The 15,003-nt window shown below is 69.6% G+C and carries 11 protein-coding genes; 5 read left to right on the top strand and 6 right to left on the bottom strand.

The genetic code is table 11. From position 1 onward, the window contains the following. Positions 1-34 precede the first annotated feature (34 nt). Positions 35-445: a thioredoxin family protein gene (locus WT26_RS06985; RefSeq protein WP_059528987.1), complete on the bottom strand. Its 411-nt coding sequence runs from the start codon at positions 443-445 to the stop codon at positions 35-37. Between the two features lie 10 nt (positions 446-455). Continuing rightward, positions 456-1,001, bottom strand: a complete 546-nt coding sequence (gene grpE, locus WT26_RS06980; RefSeq protein ID WP_059528984.1) for a nucleotide exchange factor GrpE — start codon at positions 999-1,001, stop codon at positions 456-458. Positions 1,002-1,341: 340 nt separating this feature from the next. Here grpE and WT26_RS37970 point away from each other — a divergent pair, with 340 nt between their 5' ends. Continuing rightward, positions 1,342-1,503: a hypothetical protein gene (locus tag WT26_RS37970; RefSeq protein WP_006476841.1), complete on the top strand. Its 162-nt coding sequence runs from the start codon at positions 1,342-1,344 to the stop codon at positions 1,501-1,503. Here WT26_RS37970 and WT26_RS06975 read toward each other — a convergent pair. The 3 genes from WT26_RS06975 to hrcA form a co-directional block, all read right to left on the bottom strand. After that, positions 1,475-1,882 carry an RNA-binding S4 domain-containing protein gene (locus WT26_RS06975; protein ID WP_021162216.1) on the bottom strand — a complete coding sequence of 136 codons (408 nt, stop codon included), beginning with the start codon at positions 1,880-1,882 and terminating at the stop codon, positions 1,475-1,477. The genes WT26_RS37970 and WT26_RS06975 overlap by 29 nt on opposite strands. Next, complete coding sequence (hemH, locus tag WT26_RS06970) at positions 1,879-2,952, bottom strand: ferrochelatase (protein ID WP_059664348.1); 1,074 nt, start codon at positions 2,950-2,952, stop codon at positions 1,879-1,881. Before hemH ends, WT26_RS06975 begins: the two co-directional genes overlap by 4 nt. 126 nt (positions 2,953-3,078) lie before the next feature. Then, positions 3,079-4,101, bottom strand: a complete 1,023-nt coding sequence (hrcA, locus tag WT26_RS06965; RefSeq protein ID WP_021162218.1) for a heat-inducible transcriptional repressor HrcA — start codon at positions 4,099-4,101, stop codon at positions 3,079-3,081. A 131-nt stretch (positions 4,102-4,232) separates the two neighbouring features. Between hrcA and WT26_RS06960 the strand changes: the two genes are divergently transcribed. Continuing rightward, positions 4,233-5,135: an NAD kinase gene (locus tag WT26_RS06960; protein WP_059528978.1), complete on the top strand. Its 903-nt coding sequence runs from the start codon at positions 4,233-4,235 to the stop codon at positions 5,133-5,135. Between the two features lie 19 nt (positions 5,136-5,154). Then, a complete protein-coding gene (gene recN, locus WT26_RS06955; RefSeq protein ID WP_021162220.1) occupies positions 5,155-6,804 on the top strand; it encodes a DNA repair protein RecN in 1,650 nt (549 codons plus the stop codon). A gap of 113 nt (positions 6,805-6,917) precedes the next feature. Here the strand turns inward: recN and glnE are convergent, their stop codons facing one another. Next, positions 6,918-9,740 carry a bifunctional [glutamate--ammonia ligase]-adenylyl-L-tyrosine phosphorylase/[glutamate--ammonia-ligase] adenylyltransferase gene (glnE, locus tag WT26_RS06950; protein ID WP_069273705.1) on the bottom strand — a complete coding sequence of 941 codons (2,823 nt, stop codon included), beginning with the start codon at positions 9,738-9,740 and terminating at the stop codon, positions 6,918-6,920. Between the two features lie 188 nt (positions 9,741-9,928). Here glnE and WT26_RS06945 point away from each other — a divergent pair, with 188 nt between their 5' ends. Together WT26_RS06945 and WT26_RS06940 are read left to right on the top strand one after the other, a co-directional pair. Further along, positions 9,929-14,131 (top strand): YhdP family protein, encoded by a 4,203-nt coding sequence (locus WT26_RS06945; protein ID WP_069272446.1) that lies wholly within the window; start codon positions 9,929-9,931, stop codon positions 14,129-14,131. 43 nt (positions 14,132-14,174) lie between these two features. Next, positions 14,175-15,002: a carbon-nitrogen hydrolase family protein gene (locus WT26_RS06940; RefSeq protein ID WP_059528970.1), complete on the top strand. Its 828-nt coding sequence runs from the start codon at positions 14,175-14,177 to the stop codon at positions 15,000-15,002. Position 15,003 lies beyond the last annotated feature (1 nt).

The raw sequence follows: 15,003 nt of genomic DNA, 5'->3' as shown, positions 1-15,003 counted from the left end.
AAGACCCGCCGAGCGATGCGGATATTAAATTTTTTCAATCGCCGCCGGCTAGGGGATCGCTGCCCGCCGCCGCGATTTTCGCGCGCGCCGCCGACACGGCCGCCTGGAACTGCGCGAGGCCATGCCAGCCCGTCGCGCGGCCGAGCCGCTTGCCGCGGTGGAAGAAGAACCACGTCGGCACACCGTGCAGCCCGAAGCGGCGCCCCAGCTGGTGGTGTTCGTACACGTTGCAATGGAACCACTTCAAGCCCAGCGCGCGGATGGCGTCGGGCTGGGCGAGCATCGCCTTCTTCGCGATCTCGCAGTTGAAGCAGTCGACGCCCCAGAAGAACACCACCGCAAGCGCGTCTCCCGCGCCGTCGATCGCCGCGTCGAACGTGCCGGCGTCCAGCGCCTGCATGTCGAACGCGTCAAATGCGGCCGGATCGACGCCGGCAGGCACCATCGCGACGCCCTTACTTCGGCTGCGCGACGGTGACGAGCGCCGGACGCAGCACGCGGTCGGCGATCGTGTAGCCCTTCTGCAGCACCGTGACGACGGTGTTCGGCTCCTGCTCGGCCGGCACCATCGAAATCGCCTGGTGCTGGTGCGGATCGAACTTCTCGCCGACCGGGTTGATCGCGACGACGCGGCCCTTCTCGAGTGCGCTCGTCAGCTGGCGCAGCGTCAGCTCGACGCCTTCGCGCACCTTCGCGATGTCGCCGGACGTATCGTTGACGGCCGCCTCCAGGCTGTCCAGCACGGGCAGCAGGTGCTCCGCGAAGCTCTCGATCGCGAACTTGTGCGCCTTCGAGACGTCGTCCTGCGCGCGGCGGCGGACGTTCTCGGTCTCGGCCTTCGCGCGCAGGTAGCTCTCCTGCAGCTCGGCGACCTTGGCTTGAGCCTCCGCGAGCGCCGCGTCGGCTGCTTCGGCGGCGGGAGCAGCGCCTTGCGCCGCCTGCTTCTCGCTGCCGATCTCTTCGGCCGATTGGGTAGACGGGTTCTCTTGCGTGTTTTCCATGTCGCTGAAAGTCGATTAGAGGTTGAAGCCAAATCGGCAACCGTCTGACGAATCGTCGACGGCACCGCACATTGCTGGTGCAAATAAGGGTGAAAACTGCGATTTCAAGAGGGTTATTCGCCGGCATTCTCCAATGCCGCGAAACAACCGCGCCGTCCGCGGCAACCGCCGCCCGAGCGGTCGAAACGGGCTGTAACAACGCTTACCCGGCGACTACTAGCCCGCCTCCGGACGCTGCACTACACTGCATTTCAGGCATCGGCGCAGCGCGTTTACCCTGACCCGGCCGTTGCCCGAACTCCACCTGGCGCCGTTTTCACCCCTTCTCGAGGGGAGTACCGTGAAACTGACCTTTGCGATCTCGGTGGTCGCGCTGGTACTCATTGCCGGCACCACCACCATCTGCCTGTCGGGAGCCGTGACCGACCGCACGACCGAATACGGGAGCGCGCGGGCGACGTTCGACCAGATGTTCAGCTCCCACCAGAAAATCTGTCGATGATGCGCCGGTCGCGCTTCGTCGGCCGGCCGTGCAATTCGGCCGCCGGCTCGCGATAGGTGCGGCGCCGCTCCAGTTCGGCGAGCCGTGCGGCCCGCCCCGCTTCCGTTTCCTCGTAAAGCGTCTGCGCGACGCTCGCCGGCCCGCGCACGTCGCACACGCCGAGTACGGCAATGTGCCAGACGATGCCGTCGATCGCAATTTCGACCTCGTCGCCGACACGCACTTCCTTCGCCGGCTTGACTGCAGCCCCGCCGATCTTCACGTGCCCCTTGTCGACCGCGTCGGTCGCGAGCGAGCGGGTCTTGAAGAACCGGGCCGCCCACAGCCATTTGTCGATGCGCAGCTTCGCGCCCGGTTCGGTCGAAATCTTGTAATTCATCGTACCTCACCCACCGTTTCGGGCTGCGCGGCCTTGACCGGCCAGCCCTGCAGATTCTCGGCGACGATCTCGCCGAGCGCGCCGATCCACGCGGGGGCGCCGTTCAGGCACGGAATCCGGTGGAACGCCTTGCCGCCACCGGCGAGGAACTCGTCGCGCACTTCCATGCCGATCTCCTCGATCGTCTCCAGGCAATCGGCCGTGAAACCAGGACAGAACACGTCGGCCCGCTGTACGCCGGCCTCGCCGAACTCGCGCAGCGTCGGCGCGGTATAAGGCTGCAGCCATTCGGCCTTGCCGAAACGCGACTGGAACGTGACGCGGCACTCGGTCGTCGACAGCCCGAGCGCGGCCATCAGCAGCGCGCCCGTCTGCTGGCACTGGTCGTGATAGGGATCGCCGAGGTCGAGCGTGCGCTTCGGCACGCCGTGAAAGCTCAGCACGAGCTTGTCGCCGGCCGCGAAGTCCGGCCGGCCGTGCTGCGCCCAATACTGGCGCACCTGCTCGGCCAGCGCGTGGATATAGGCCGGATGGTCGGCGTAGTGCCGCACCGTGCGCACCTCCGGCTGGTTGCGCATGCGCGCGAGCGCGCCGAATGCGGCGTCGAATGCGGTGGCCGTGGTCGACGCCGAGTATTGCGGATACATCGGCATCAGCAGTACGCGCTCGACGCCGCCGCGCTTGAACTGCGCGAGCGCGTGCGAAATGTTCGGACTGCCGTAGCGCATCGCGTAGTCGACCTGCACTTGATAACCGTTCGACGCGAGCAGGTGCCGCACGCCGTCGGTCTGGCGCACGGTATGCACGCGCAGCGGCGAGCCCTCGGGCATCCAGACGGCCGCGTATTTCTTCGCGGACGCGCGGCCGCGCAGCGGCAGGATCAGCGTGCGCAGCAGCACCTGCCAGACGGCCTGCGGAATCTCGACGACCCGCGGATCCGACAGGAATTCGGCCAGATAGCGCCGCACGGCACGCGGCGTGGGCGCATCGGGCGTGCCGAGATTGATCAGCAGCACGCCGATGCGATGGGCGGCCGCGATACTCGAAGGCGGCTCAAGATCGAAACGCATGGGCAAGAACGTGCTCGGGGCACGGGACCGGACGGCTCTCAATTATAGCGGGCCGTCCTGCAAGGGGTGACTGGCCGTTCGGCCGATTGCGGCGCGCAGCGCGCCGCGGCACGATGGCGGGACCGGTTATTGCTGGCTCAGCGTGAGCGACAGCAGCCGCGCGGTGATGTCGACGATCGGGATCACGCGGTTGTACGCCATGCGGGTCGGGCCGATCACGCCGAGCGTGCCGACGATCTGCCCGTTCACCTCGTAAGGGGCGGTCACGACGCTCATTTCCTCGATCGGCACGAGCGTCGATTCGCCGCCGATGAAGATCTGCACGCCCTGGGCGTGGCTCGACACGTCGAGCAGTTGCAGGAGGCCCGTCTTTTGGTCGAATACGTCGAAGAGCTTGCGCAGCCGGGCCATGTCGGACGACAGATCCGCCACCTCGAGCAGGTTGCGCTCGCCGGAAATCAGCACGGTGTCCTCGGTGTCGGGCACCTCGGTGCTGGCCGTCACGGCCGCATGCATCAGCGTGGTCATGTCGCCGCGCAACTGGTCGATCTCGTCGCGCAGGCGGCGGCGCACCTCGTCGAACGACAGTCCGGCGAAATGCGCGTTGATGTAGTTGGACGCCTCGGTCAGTTGCGACGGCGAGTAGTCGCGCGGCGTCGCGAGCATCCGGTTCTGCACGTCGCCCTCGGGCGTCACGATGATCAGCAGGATGCGCTTGTCCGACAGGCGCATGAACTCGATCTGCTTGAACACGTGGCTGCGGCGCGGCGTCAGCACGACGCCCGCGAACTGCGACAGGTTCGACAGCACGCTCGCGGCGGCCGCCACGACGCGCTGCTGCGGCTCGCCGGCCTGCAGCGTGTTCTGCACCTGCCGTGCGACGGCCTCGGCGTCGATCGGCACCTCGACCGTCAGCATCGTGTCGACGAACAGCCGGTAGCCACGCGGCGTCGGCACGCGGCCGGCCGACGTGTGCGGGCTCGACACGAGGCCGAGCTCCTCCAGGTCGGACATCACGTTGCGGATCGTCGCCGGGCTCAGCTCGAGCCCGGAGTAACGGGACAACGTGCGCGATCCGACTGGCTGACCGTCGGCGATATACCGTTCGATCAGGGTTTTCAGGAGGGTTCGTGCGCGAGGATCTAGCATGGTGGAAAATTTTAGCGCAACCGCGCGACCGCGGCGAGTGGCGTCGGCCACCGATGCGCGGGCCGGCCCGATCCGGCCCCGTCAGCGCACAGCCGGTTCTTTTCGTCAACGAGCTATGGTGTAATGCCGGCATGAAAACCGGTAATCAGTTCAACACTGTCGCGCTCGTCGGCCGGAGCAACACGCCGAACATCGCCGAGCCGCTCGCCACGCTGGCCGCCTGCATCGCCAAGCGGGGCTTCGAGGTCGTCTTCGAAGCCGAGACCGCGCGCGAGATCGGCATCACCGGCTACCCGGCGCTGACCCCTGCCGAAATCGGGGCGCGCGCCGACGTGGCGGTCGTACTGGGCGGCGACGGGACGATGCTCGGCATCGGCCGTCAGCTCGCGCCGTACAAGACACCGCTGATCGGGATCAACCACGGTCGGCTCGGCTTCATCACCGATATCGCGGCGGCCGACATGCAGGCGCTCGTCCCGGTGATCCTGTCGGGCAAGTTCGAGCGCGAGGAGCGCTCGCTGCTCGAGGCCCGGATCATGCGCGACGGCGAACCGATCTACCACGCGCTCGCGTTCAACGACGTGGTCGTGAACCGCAGCGGCTTCTCCGGCATGGTCGAGCTGCGCGCGTCGGTCGACGGCCGGTACATGTACAACCAGCGCTCGGACGGCCTGATCGTCGCCACGCCGACCGGCTCGACCGCTTACGCGCTGTCGTCGGCCGGCCCGATCCTCCATCCGCAGCTGCAGGGCATCGTGCTCGTGCCGATCGCGCCGCACGCGCTGTCGAACCGGCCGATCGTGCTGCCCGACGATTCGAAGATCGCGATCCAGATCGTCGGCGGGCGCGACGTCAACGTGAACTTCGACATGCAGTCGTTCACGTCGCTCGAACTGAACGACACGATCGAGGTGCGCCGCTCGAAGCACACGGTGCCGTTCCTGCACCCGATCGGCTACAGCTATTTCTCGACGCTGCGCAAGAAGCTGCACTGGAACGAACACGCCTCGAACGAAGACGACAAGGCGTCCTGACGCCGCTCCGCCCGACACCATGCTCCGCCACCTCTCGATCCGCGACTTCGTCATCGTCGCCGCGCTCGATCTCGAATTCGACAGCGGCTTTTCCGTCTTTTCCGGTGAAACCGGCGCCGGGAAATCGATCCTGATCGACGCCCTCGCCCTCGCGCTCGGCGAACGTGCCGACGCGAGCGTCGTGCGCACCGGCTGCGGCCGCGCCGACATCACCGCCGAATTCACGCCGCACGACCGCGTCGCGCGCTGGCTCGACGAACACGCGTTCGACACCGAGGACACCGTGATGCTGCGCCGCGTGATCGACGCGAACGGCCGGTCGCGCGCGTTCATCAACGGCACCAGCGCGACGCTCGCGCAGCTGCGTGAGCTCGGCGAAATGCTCGTCGACATCCACGGCCAGCATGCGCACCAGCTGCTGATGCGGCCCGACGCGCAGCGCGAGCTGTTCGACACGCACGCGGGGCTCGTCGCCGATGCGGCGAACGTCGCGCGCGCGTGGCGCGTGTGGCGCGACGCGACACAGGCGATCGAGGCCGCGAAGGCGCACGAGCGGGAGCTGCAGCTCGAACGCGAAAAGCTCGCGTGGCAGCTCGCCGAGCTCGACAAGCTCGCGCCGCAGCCCGGCGAATGGGACGAAGTCAGCAACGAGCACAAGCGCCTGTCGCATTCGGCGAACCTGATCGACGGCGTGCGCGGCGCACTCAACGCGTTGTCCGAGGCCGACGACGCGATGCTCGCGCAGCTCGGCGCGATCGTGTCGAAGCTGCGCAGCCTCGCCGACTACGACACCGCGCTCGGCGACGCGCTCGCGTCGCTCGAACCGGCCGAGATCCAGCTGCAGGAAGCCGTCTACTCGCTGTCGCACTATGCGCAGCGCGTCGATCTCGATCCCGAGCGGCTCGCGCAGGTCGAAACGCGCCTCGATGCGCTGCACTCGACCGCCCGCAAGTTCCGGTTGCCGCCCGACACGCTGCACGAAGAACACGCGGCACGCCGCGCGCAGCTCGCCGCGCTCGACGCGGCCGCCGATCTCGGTGCGCTCGAGGCGACGCAGGCCAAGGCGCGGGAAGCCTACCTCGCCGATGCCAGGCATCTGTCGAAGGCGCGCGCGCAGGCCGCGAAGGCGCTCGGCACGGCCGTCACGGCCGGCATGCAGGAACTGTCGATGGCGGGCGGAAGCTTCGAAGTCGCGCTCGTCCCGCTCGCCGACGGCGGCCCGCACGGGCTCGAGCAGGTCGAATTCCGGGTCGCCGGCCACCCCGGCGTGCCGCTGCGGCCGCTCGCGAAGGTGGCGTCGGGCGGCGAACTCGCGCGGATCAGCCTCGCGCTCGCGGTGATCGCAAGCGCGGCGAGCCCGACGCCGACGCTGATCTTCGACGAAGTCGATACGGGGATCGGCGGCGGCGTCGCCGAAGTGGTCGGCCGCCTGCTGCACCAGCTCGGGCGCGATCGCCAGGTGCTGTGCGTGACGCACCTACCGCAGGTCGCCGCGCGCGGCGACCACCACTTCCAGGTCGCGAAGGGCGCCGACGAGCGCGGCGGCACGGTGTCGACGGTCGTCGCGCTCGACCGCGCCAACCGGATCGAGGAAGTCGCGCGGATGCTCGGCGGACTCGAGATCACGGCCACGACGCGCAAGCACGCGAAGGAAATGCTGGCGGCCTGACGGGCCGCTCTGCCGCGCAAAGCGGTTGGGGCTCGGGGCTCGATCCCGGATTCAGATTCGGCCGCGGGCCAGCACTACAAGCCGGGGCTTCGACATTCGGCCCCCAACCGCGTTCAGGCGCTCGTATCAGCCGAACCGCCGTCAGTCCCTGCCACCCGGAACACGCGCGCCCACAGCGCCGTCACGGCGGCCCGCTCGTCGGCCACCACGGCCGGATCGACCCGCGCCTTCTCCATCCCGTCGAGCCGCAGCTTGTGCTGCAGCTTCCGGTACTTCCGGTAGGCCGCGCCGACGCGCTCGGCCTCGTCCTCGCCCATCAGCCCGAAGCGCGCGACCTCGCGCAGCAGCGCGATGTTGCCCGTGTTGCGGATCAGCTCGGCGTCGCTCGACGCATGCAGCAGCACCCAGTACTGGACGATGAATTCGATGTCGACCATCCCGCCGCGATCGTGCTTCAGGTCGAACAGCTCGGTCTGGTTCGGGTGGCCGGCAAACACCTTGCCGCGCATGTCGACGATCTCCTGCGCGAGCACGCTGCCGTCGCGCGGCGTCGTCAGCACCTGCTGGCGGATCGCCTCGAAGTCCGCGCCGATCTGCGCGTCGCCCGCGCTGTAGCGGGCGCGCGTCAGTGCCTGGTGCTCCCAGACCCACGCGGTATTGGCGGCATCGCCCTCGCGCAGCTGGTAGCGGCGGAACGCATCGAGATCGGTGACGAGCAGCCCGGCCTCGCCGTTCGGCCGCAGCCGCAGGTCGATGTCGAACAGCGCGCCGGCCCCGGTCGCCGTGGTCAGCCACGTGATGAGCCGCCGCGTGAAGGTCGTGTAGACGTCCGCCGAACGTTCGTCGGCGTCGTCGTACAGGAAGATCAGGTCGAGATCCGATGCATAGCCGAGCTCCTTGCCGCCCAGCTTGCCGTACGCGATCACCGCGAACTTCGGCACGTCGCGATGGCGCTTCGCGAGCTGGGACCAGACGACTTCGATCGTCACGTCGAGCACGGCATCGGCCAGCTCGGACAGCCGGTCGCTCACGTGCTCGACCGACAGCTGCCCGGCCAGGTCGATCAGCAGGATCCGGAACACCTCCGCGTGCTGCGCGTGCCGCAGCAGGTCCATCTGCTGCTCGGGGCCGTCGGCCGCCGCGAGGCGCGCGCGCAACGCGTCCTTGAACGCAGGCCAGTCGAACGGGCTCGCGATCGCCTCGTCGTCGAGCAGCTCGTCGAGCAGTTGCGGGTGGCGGATCAGGTAGCCGCCGCCCCAGCGCGTCGCGCCGAGCACCGACAGCACGCGGTCGAGCGCGGCCGGATATTCGGTCAGCAGCGCGAGATAGACGCCACGGCGGCTGACCGTCTCGAGCAGGTCGAACAGGCGCACGATCGTGTCGTCGCGGCGCGCGGCGTCGATGCCCGGCGCGGCCTCGAGCGCCCGCTGCGCGACGCTGTCGAAGCGCTGCCGGCTCTTTTCCGGCAGGCCCGTGTAGCGCGACGATTGCCAGATCGCGCGCAGGCGCGTCAGCACGGCCTGCGGATCGCCGAAGCCGAGGCTTTCCAGACGGGCCGCCAGCGTATCGTCCGTGCCGTCGTCGGCCAGCGCGCCGCTCCAGATCCAGGCCGCCTCGCTGTCGTCGGCGGCCCCGCATGGCCCGCCGCTGACCTTGTCGGCGAAGATCTGGTCGAACTGCGCTTCGACGAAATTGCGGTGTTCATCCAGCGCCGTCATCAGCGCCGCGTAGTCGGCAAAGCCGAGCGACGCGGCCAGCGCCGCGCGCTCGTCCGGCTCGACCGGCATCGCGTGCGTCTGCGCGTCGTTGCGGTACTGCAGCCGGTGCTCGAGCGTGCGCAGGAAGTTGTAGGCATCGGCCAGGCGCGCGCGCACGTCCTCGCCGATCAGCCCGCGCGCCTGCGCATGGCGCAGCACCGCGAGCGTGGGCCGCACGCGGAATTCCGCATCCTGGCCGCCCCGGATCAGCTGGAATACCTGCGCGCTGAATTCGATCTCGCGGATCCCGCCGCGCCCGAGCTTGATGTCGTCGGACTTGTCGGGCCGCATCGACGCGCGGCGCGCGGCTTCCTGCCGGATCTGCTGGTGCAGCGAACGGATCGCGCCGATCACGCCGAAATCGAGATAGCGGCGATACACGAACGGCTTGACGATCGACTCGAGCTGCGACTCCAGCCGTCGCGCCGCGTCGCTGTCGCCTTCCGACACGAGCCGCCCCTTGATCCACGCATAGCGCTCCCACTCGCGCCCCTGCACGTAGAAATACTCCTCGAGCATCCCGAGGCTGCAGACGAGCGGCCCCGAATCGCCGTTCGGACGCAGCCGCATGTCGACGCGAAACACGTAGCCGTCGGCCGTGACCTCGGACAGCACGCCGATCAGGCGCCGGCCGAGCCGCGTGAAGTATTCCTGCGTGGACAGCGGCGAACGCGCGCCGCCGGTCGTTTCGCCGTCGTCCTCGTAGACGAAGATCAGGTCGATGTCCGACGACACGTTCAGCTCGCGGCCGCCGAGCTTGCCCATCCCGACCACGCCGAGCACGACGCGCTGGCCGTCGGCGCCGCGCGGCTCGCCGTAGAGCGCCTCGAGCTCGGCCGACAGCAGCGCGAGCGAGCGCTGCACGGCCACTTCGGCGAGATCGGTCATCGCGCCCGTGACCTCGGCGACGTCCGCCAGCCCGCGCAGGTCGCGTTCCGCGACCGCGCCGAACGCCTCGGCGCGCAACTGGCGGAGCGCCTTCTTGAACTGGTCCTCGGTCGGCGCGGCCGCTCCGGCGAGCGCCGCGAGCAGCTCGTCGAGCCGCGTTTCGAGCTGCGCGCGGGACAAGGGGGCGGCCGCCCACGCGGCGATCCGGCCGGCAAGCGCGGGGCGCGCCGCGACCGCGCGCGCCAGGTATCGGGAATAGGACGTGCTGATCAGGGCGGAAGCGTCGGTCATCGAGAAGCGGGCCTTGCGCAAGAATCGGGCGACATGGGGAACGTGCACGCGCTGCCGCGAGCGCGGCAGGTGCACGATCGCGCGCCGGAAGGCCCGTGCCGCGCTGCCGCAACGGCCGCCGGCACGAACCCGTGTGATACATTTCAACGTCAGTCTGCAAAACTACCATATCGCCGCCCGTCCGCCGCATGTCCGACCGTCAGGAATCCGCCGTAGCTGCGCCCGAAGCGGGACCTCCGAAGCACGATCATCCGGTCCTGCGCCGCGTGTTCCGGGTGACGCTGGCAGTCGGGATCGGCACCTACTTCGTCGCGGCCGGCGCGTTCCTCGGGCTGCGCTACGTGCTGCTGCCCCGCATCGACGAATTCCGCCCGCGCATCGAGCGCGCGGTGTCCGACAAGCTCCACGCACAGCTTTCGATCGGCAAGCTTTCCCCGAACTGGTCCGGCATGCAGCCGGGCGTCGAACTCACGAACCTGACGATCCGCGGCCACGACGGCAAGGTCGCGCTGTCCGTGCCGCATGCAACGGCCGCGCTGTCGTGGATGTCGCTGCTGCGGCTGTCGCCCGCGCTGTCGAGCCTGATCGTCGACCAGCCCGACCTCGTCGTCGAGCGCACCGCGGACGGCGAGCTGTTCATCGCCGGGGTCGGCGTGGCAACCACGCACGGCGGCAACGACGACACGTTCGGCACGTGGCTGCTGAAGCAGGAAGCGATCGTGCTGCGCGGCGGCACGCTGCGCTGGCGCGACGCGCAGCACGACGCGCCGGAGCTCGTGCTGTCGGGCATCCGGCTCGCGGTGCTCAACGACGGCCGCGTGCACAAGGCCGCGCTGCAGGCGCCCGCGAACGGCACGCTGCTGCTCGGCCCGCTCGATTTCCGCGCGCGCTTCAGGCACAAGCCGCTCGCGCCGGTCGGCAAGCCGTCGAACTGGTCGGGCGACGCGTATCTGTCGACGGGCCCGGTCGACCTGCCTACTCTCGCCCGCTACGTGAACATGCCGCTCACGATCCACGCGGGCCGGATCGACAACGCGATCTGGGCCACCTTCAGCGACGGCCACCTGCATTCGGCGGGCGGCGACCTGCAGGGCGCGGACGTCGCGCTGCGCGTGCGCCCGACGCAGCCGCGGCTCGACGTGCCGACGGTCGGCTTCGGCTGGGACATGAAGCTCGATGCCGGCCACGACTACACGCTGCACCTGACGCGCTTCAACGCGGAACTCGGCCAGCCGCCGCTGCCGGACGGCACACCGCTCGCCCGCTCGCTCGGCATGGCGACGCTCACCGCGCGCTACCGGGTGCCATCCGCGAGCCAGGGGCAACTGATCAGCGTGGCCGGCGACCGCGTCGATCTCGGCATCCTCAGCGAGTTCATTCGCGGGCTGCCGCTGCCGGCACGCCTGCGCAACGAGCTGATCAAGATCGACCCGCGCGGGATGATGTCGAACTATCACATCGAGGTCGAACGCGCGAAGCCTGCGCGGGCCGACCTCGCCGACGAGGAGCGGCGCATGGGCGCCGCGCCGATCGTCCGCTACCGCTTCCTCGGCGACCTGCAGGGCATCAGCTTCGCCGCGCAGGAGCCGCCGCCCGGCCTGTCGCCGCGCGGCCACCCGCGGGCCGGCTGGCCGGGCGTCGAGAACCTGTGGGGCCGCGTCGATGCGAACGAGACGGGCGGCAGCGCGCATTTCGATACGGTCAACGCGGCCGTCACGGTACCCGGTGAATTCGACGAGCCGCGCCTGACGTTCGACCGGTTGCGCGGCAACGCCAGATGGACGATCACGCCCGCGGCCGGCGAAAAGCATGCGCGCGTCGACGTGGCGCTGCCCGACCTGCTCGTCTCGAACCCCGATGCCGAAATCGCGGTGTCCGGCTCGTACACGAACCCCGGCCACGGCCGCGGCTCGCTCGACCTGCGCGCCGATTTCGCCCGCGCGTCGGTGGCGCGCATTCCGCGCTACCTGCCGACCGGGATGTCCGAACACCTGCGCGACTATCTCGGCCACGCGCTGCAGGCCGGCCAGGTGACCAAGGGCGCGTCGATCGTCGCCCGCGGCCCGCTCGAGAAGTTCCCGTTCGAACACGAGCCGGACGCCGGCGTGTTCCACATCGTCGCGCCGTTTACCGGCGGCCGCTTCGAGCCGACGCCGTATCCGCCGCGCAAGCTCGCGAACGGCACGCCGAGCGTCTGGCCGGCGCTCGACGGGATCGACGGCGTGTTCGAGCTCGCGCAGAACAAGCTGCGCTTCGACATCGACCGTGCGCACTACAAGCGCGTCGCGCTGACGAAGGTCGCGGGCCGCATCGACGATCTCGGCAACCCGAGCCACTCGCCGCTCGTCATCGACGGCCATGCGCAGGGCCCGCTCGCCGACCTGATCGACTACGCGGACAACAGCTCGCTCGGCACGATGAGCGGGCATATCGGCCAGCGGATCGATGCGCAAGGGCCCGCGTCGCTCGCGCTCAAGATCACGATTCCGCAGCACGTCGCGCACCCGCACACGCACATCGAAGGCGCGCTCGCGTTCGGCGGCAACACGCTGACGACCAGCGGCGTGCCGCCGCTGTCCGCGCTGCGCGGCAGTGTCCGGTTCACCGAGGCCGGCGCGTCGCTGCACGACCTGTCGGGGCGCTTCCTCGGCGGCCCGGTGCGCGCGAACGGCAACTTCCAGTCGCACGGCCCGTACACGGTGGACGTCGACGGCCGGCTCGCGCTCGACGCCACGCGCGGCCTGAACCTGCACGGCCCGGCGGCCGCGCTGCTCGAGCACGTGGTCGGCGACGCACCGTACAAGGTCGCCGTGCGCGGCGCGCCGGGCCGCCTGCCCGACATCAGCGCGCATTCCGACCTGACCGGCGTGGCACTGAATTTCCCCGCGCCGTTCGCAAAACCGGCCGGCACGCCGATGCCGTTCAGCTTCACGCTGCAGCCGGCGCCGCAGGCGGACGGCAAGCGCCTCGAGCACGCCGACCTGACGCTCGGCCCCGTATCGGCGACCTACCTGCTCGACGCGACGCGCGGCCAGCCGCTGCGCGCGGTGCGCGGCGCGATGGGCGTCCACCGGATGCCCGACATGCCGCAGGACGGCGTGAGCGCGGCCGTCGACGTCAACGAACTGGACGCCGATGCGTGGCTCGCGCTGGCCCGTACGCTGAAGCCCGACACGCCGCGCGCGCAGGAGCCGCAAGCCGCGCCGCGCGTCGATGTCGCGAGCTTCGCGCCGAAGCGTTTCGCGTTCCATTTCGGCACGCTGAAGCTGCTCAAGCGCAACTGGGAAAACGTGATCGTCGGCGCGTCGCACGTCGACGAGCTCTGGCAGGCGAACATCGCGTCGAACCAGGTGTCGGGCTACCTGTCATGGGCGCCGGGCGGCGGCCACAACGGCGCGGGCGTGCTGAACGCGCGGCTTGCGAAGCTCGTGGTGCCCGACAGCGCGCAGCACGATCTGGTCGGCCGCGCGATGAACCTGCCGACGCCGACCGACCGCCCGATGCCGTCGATCGACCTGATCGTCGACCAGGTCGTCGCGCGCAACCACGACATCGGCCGCCTCGTCGTCAACGCGCGCAACATCGACGAAGCCGGCACGCCGGTCTGGCAGCTCGACAAGCTGGAACTGTCGAACCCGGCCGCGAAGCTGACGGCGACCGGCAACTGGCGCACGTCGCGCCGCGCACTCGCGCGCGGCGCCGATGAAAACGATGCGCCGCGCCGCACCGTGTTCGACTTCAAGCTCGACATCGACAACGCCGGCGCGCTGCTCGACCGCGTCGGCCTGCCGCGCACGCTCGCGGACGGTCACGGCACGGTCACCGGCAAGGTCGGCTGGCGCGGCGGCCCGACCGCGGTCGACCTGCCGTCGCTCGGCGGCCAGATCGCGCTCGACCTCGAACACGGCCAGATCCTGAAGGTCGATCCGGGCGCGGCGAAGCTCCTCGGCGTGCTGAGCCTGCAGAGCCTCGCGCGCTTCCTGACGCTGAATTTCCGCGACGTGATCGGCAAGGGGCTGCCGTTCGACAAGATCACGGGCACCGGCCGGATCTCGAACGGGATCGCCCGCACCGACGATTTCGAGATGACGACGCCGCCCGCGAAGGTCACGCTGAAGGGCTCGGTCGACCTCGGCGCGGAGACGCAGGACCTGCACGCGCACGTCTCGCCGAAAATCAGCGCGGGCGCGGCCGCGATCGGGGCGGCCATCATCAACCCGCTGCTCGGCGTCGGCGTGCTGGCCGCGAACTACGCGCTGTCGGAGACGCTGTCGCGCGCGTTCGCGCTCGACTACGCGATCACCGGCTCGTGGGCGCACCCGCACATCGAGCGGGTGCGGGGCGATCAGGGTAAGATGAATCACGACGCGGCCGGCACGCCGAATCCCTGAGTCGCACGGGCCGCACCCCATTTATGACGCAACCGATCCAGCGATGACCGACCACACCCGTTCCGCCACGCCCTTCCAGGTCGCCGCGCTGCAGATGGTGAGCACGCCGGACGTCGCGCGCAATCTCGCCGAGGCGCGCCGCCTGATCGCGGAAGCCGCCGGCGAAGGCGCGCAGCTCGTGCTGCTGCCCGAATACTTCTGCTTCATGGGCCACCGCGACACCGACAAGCTCGCGCTCGCCGAACCCTACCAGGACGGCCCGATCCAGCGTTTCCTCGCCGACGCCGCGCGCCGCCACCGCATCTGGGTGATCGGCGGCACGCTGCCGCTGAAGGCTCCGGAGCCCGACCGCGTGCTCAACACGACGCTCGTGTTCGATCCGTCCGGCAACGAAGCCGCGCGCTACGACAAGATCCACCTGTTCAACTTCGAGAAAGGCGACGAGTCGTTCGACGAGGCGCGCACGATCCGCGCGGGCGATACGGTCGTCGCGTTCGACGCGCCGTTCGGGCGGGTCGGCCTGTCCGTCTGTTACGATCTCCGCTTTCCGGAGCTGTATCGCAGGATGGGCGACTGCGCGCTGATCGTCGTACCGTCGGCGTTTACGTATACGACGGGCCGCGCACACTGGGAAACGCTGCTGCGCGCGCGGGCCGTCGAGAACCAGTGCTACGTGCTCGCGGCCGCGCAAGGCGGCAAGCACGAGAACGGCCGGCGCACCTGGGGACACAGCATGCTGATCGACCCGTGGGGCGAGATCGTCGCGGTGCGCGACGTGGGCGCAAGCGTCGTGCTCGGCGCGCTCGATCCGCAGCGCATCGCCGACGTGCGCCAGAGCCTGCCCGCGTGGCGGCACCGCGTGCTGACCTGAA

Origin of the sequence: Burkholderia cepacia, assembly GCF_001718835.1 — a bacterium.
GTDB lineage: Bacteria > Pseudomonadota > Gammaproteobacteria > Burkholderiales > Burkholderiaceae > Burkholderia > Burkholderia cepacia_F.
The sequence above is the reverse complement of the archived record's forward strand: the minus strand, read 5'-3'. Positions and strand labels throughout refer to the sequence as shown.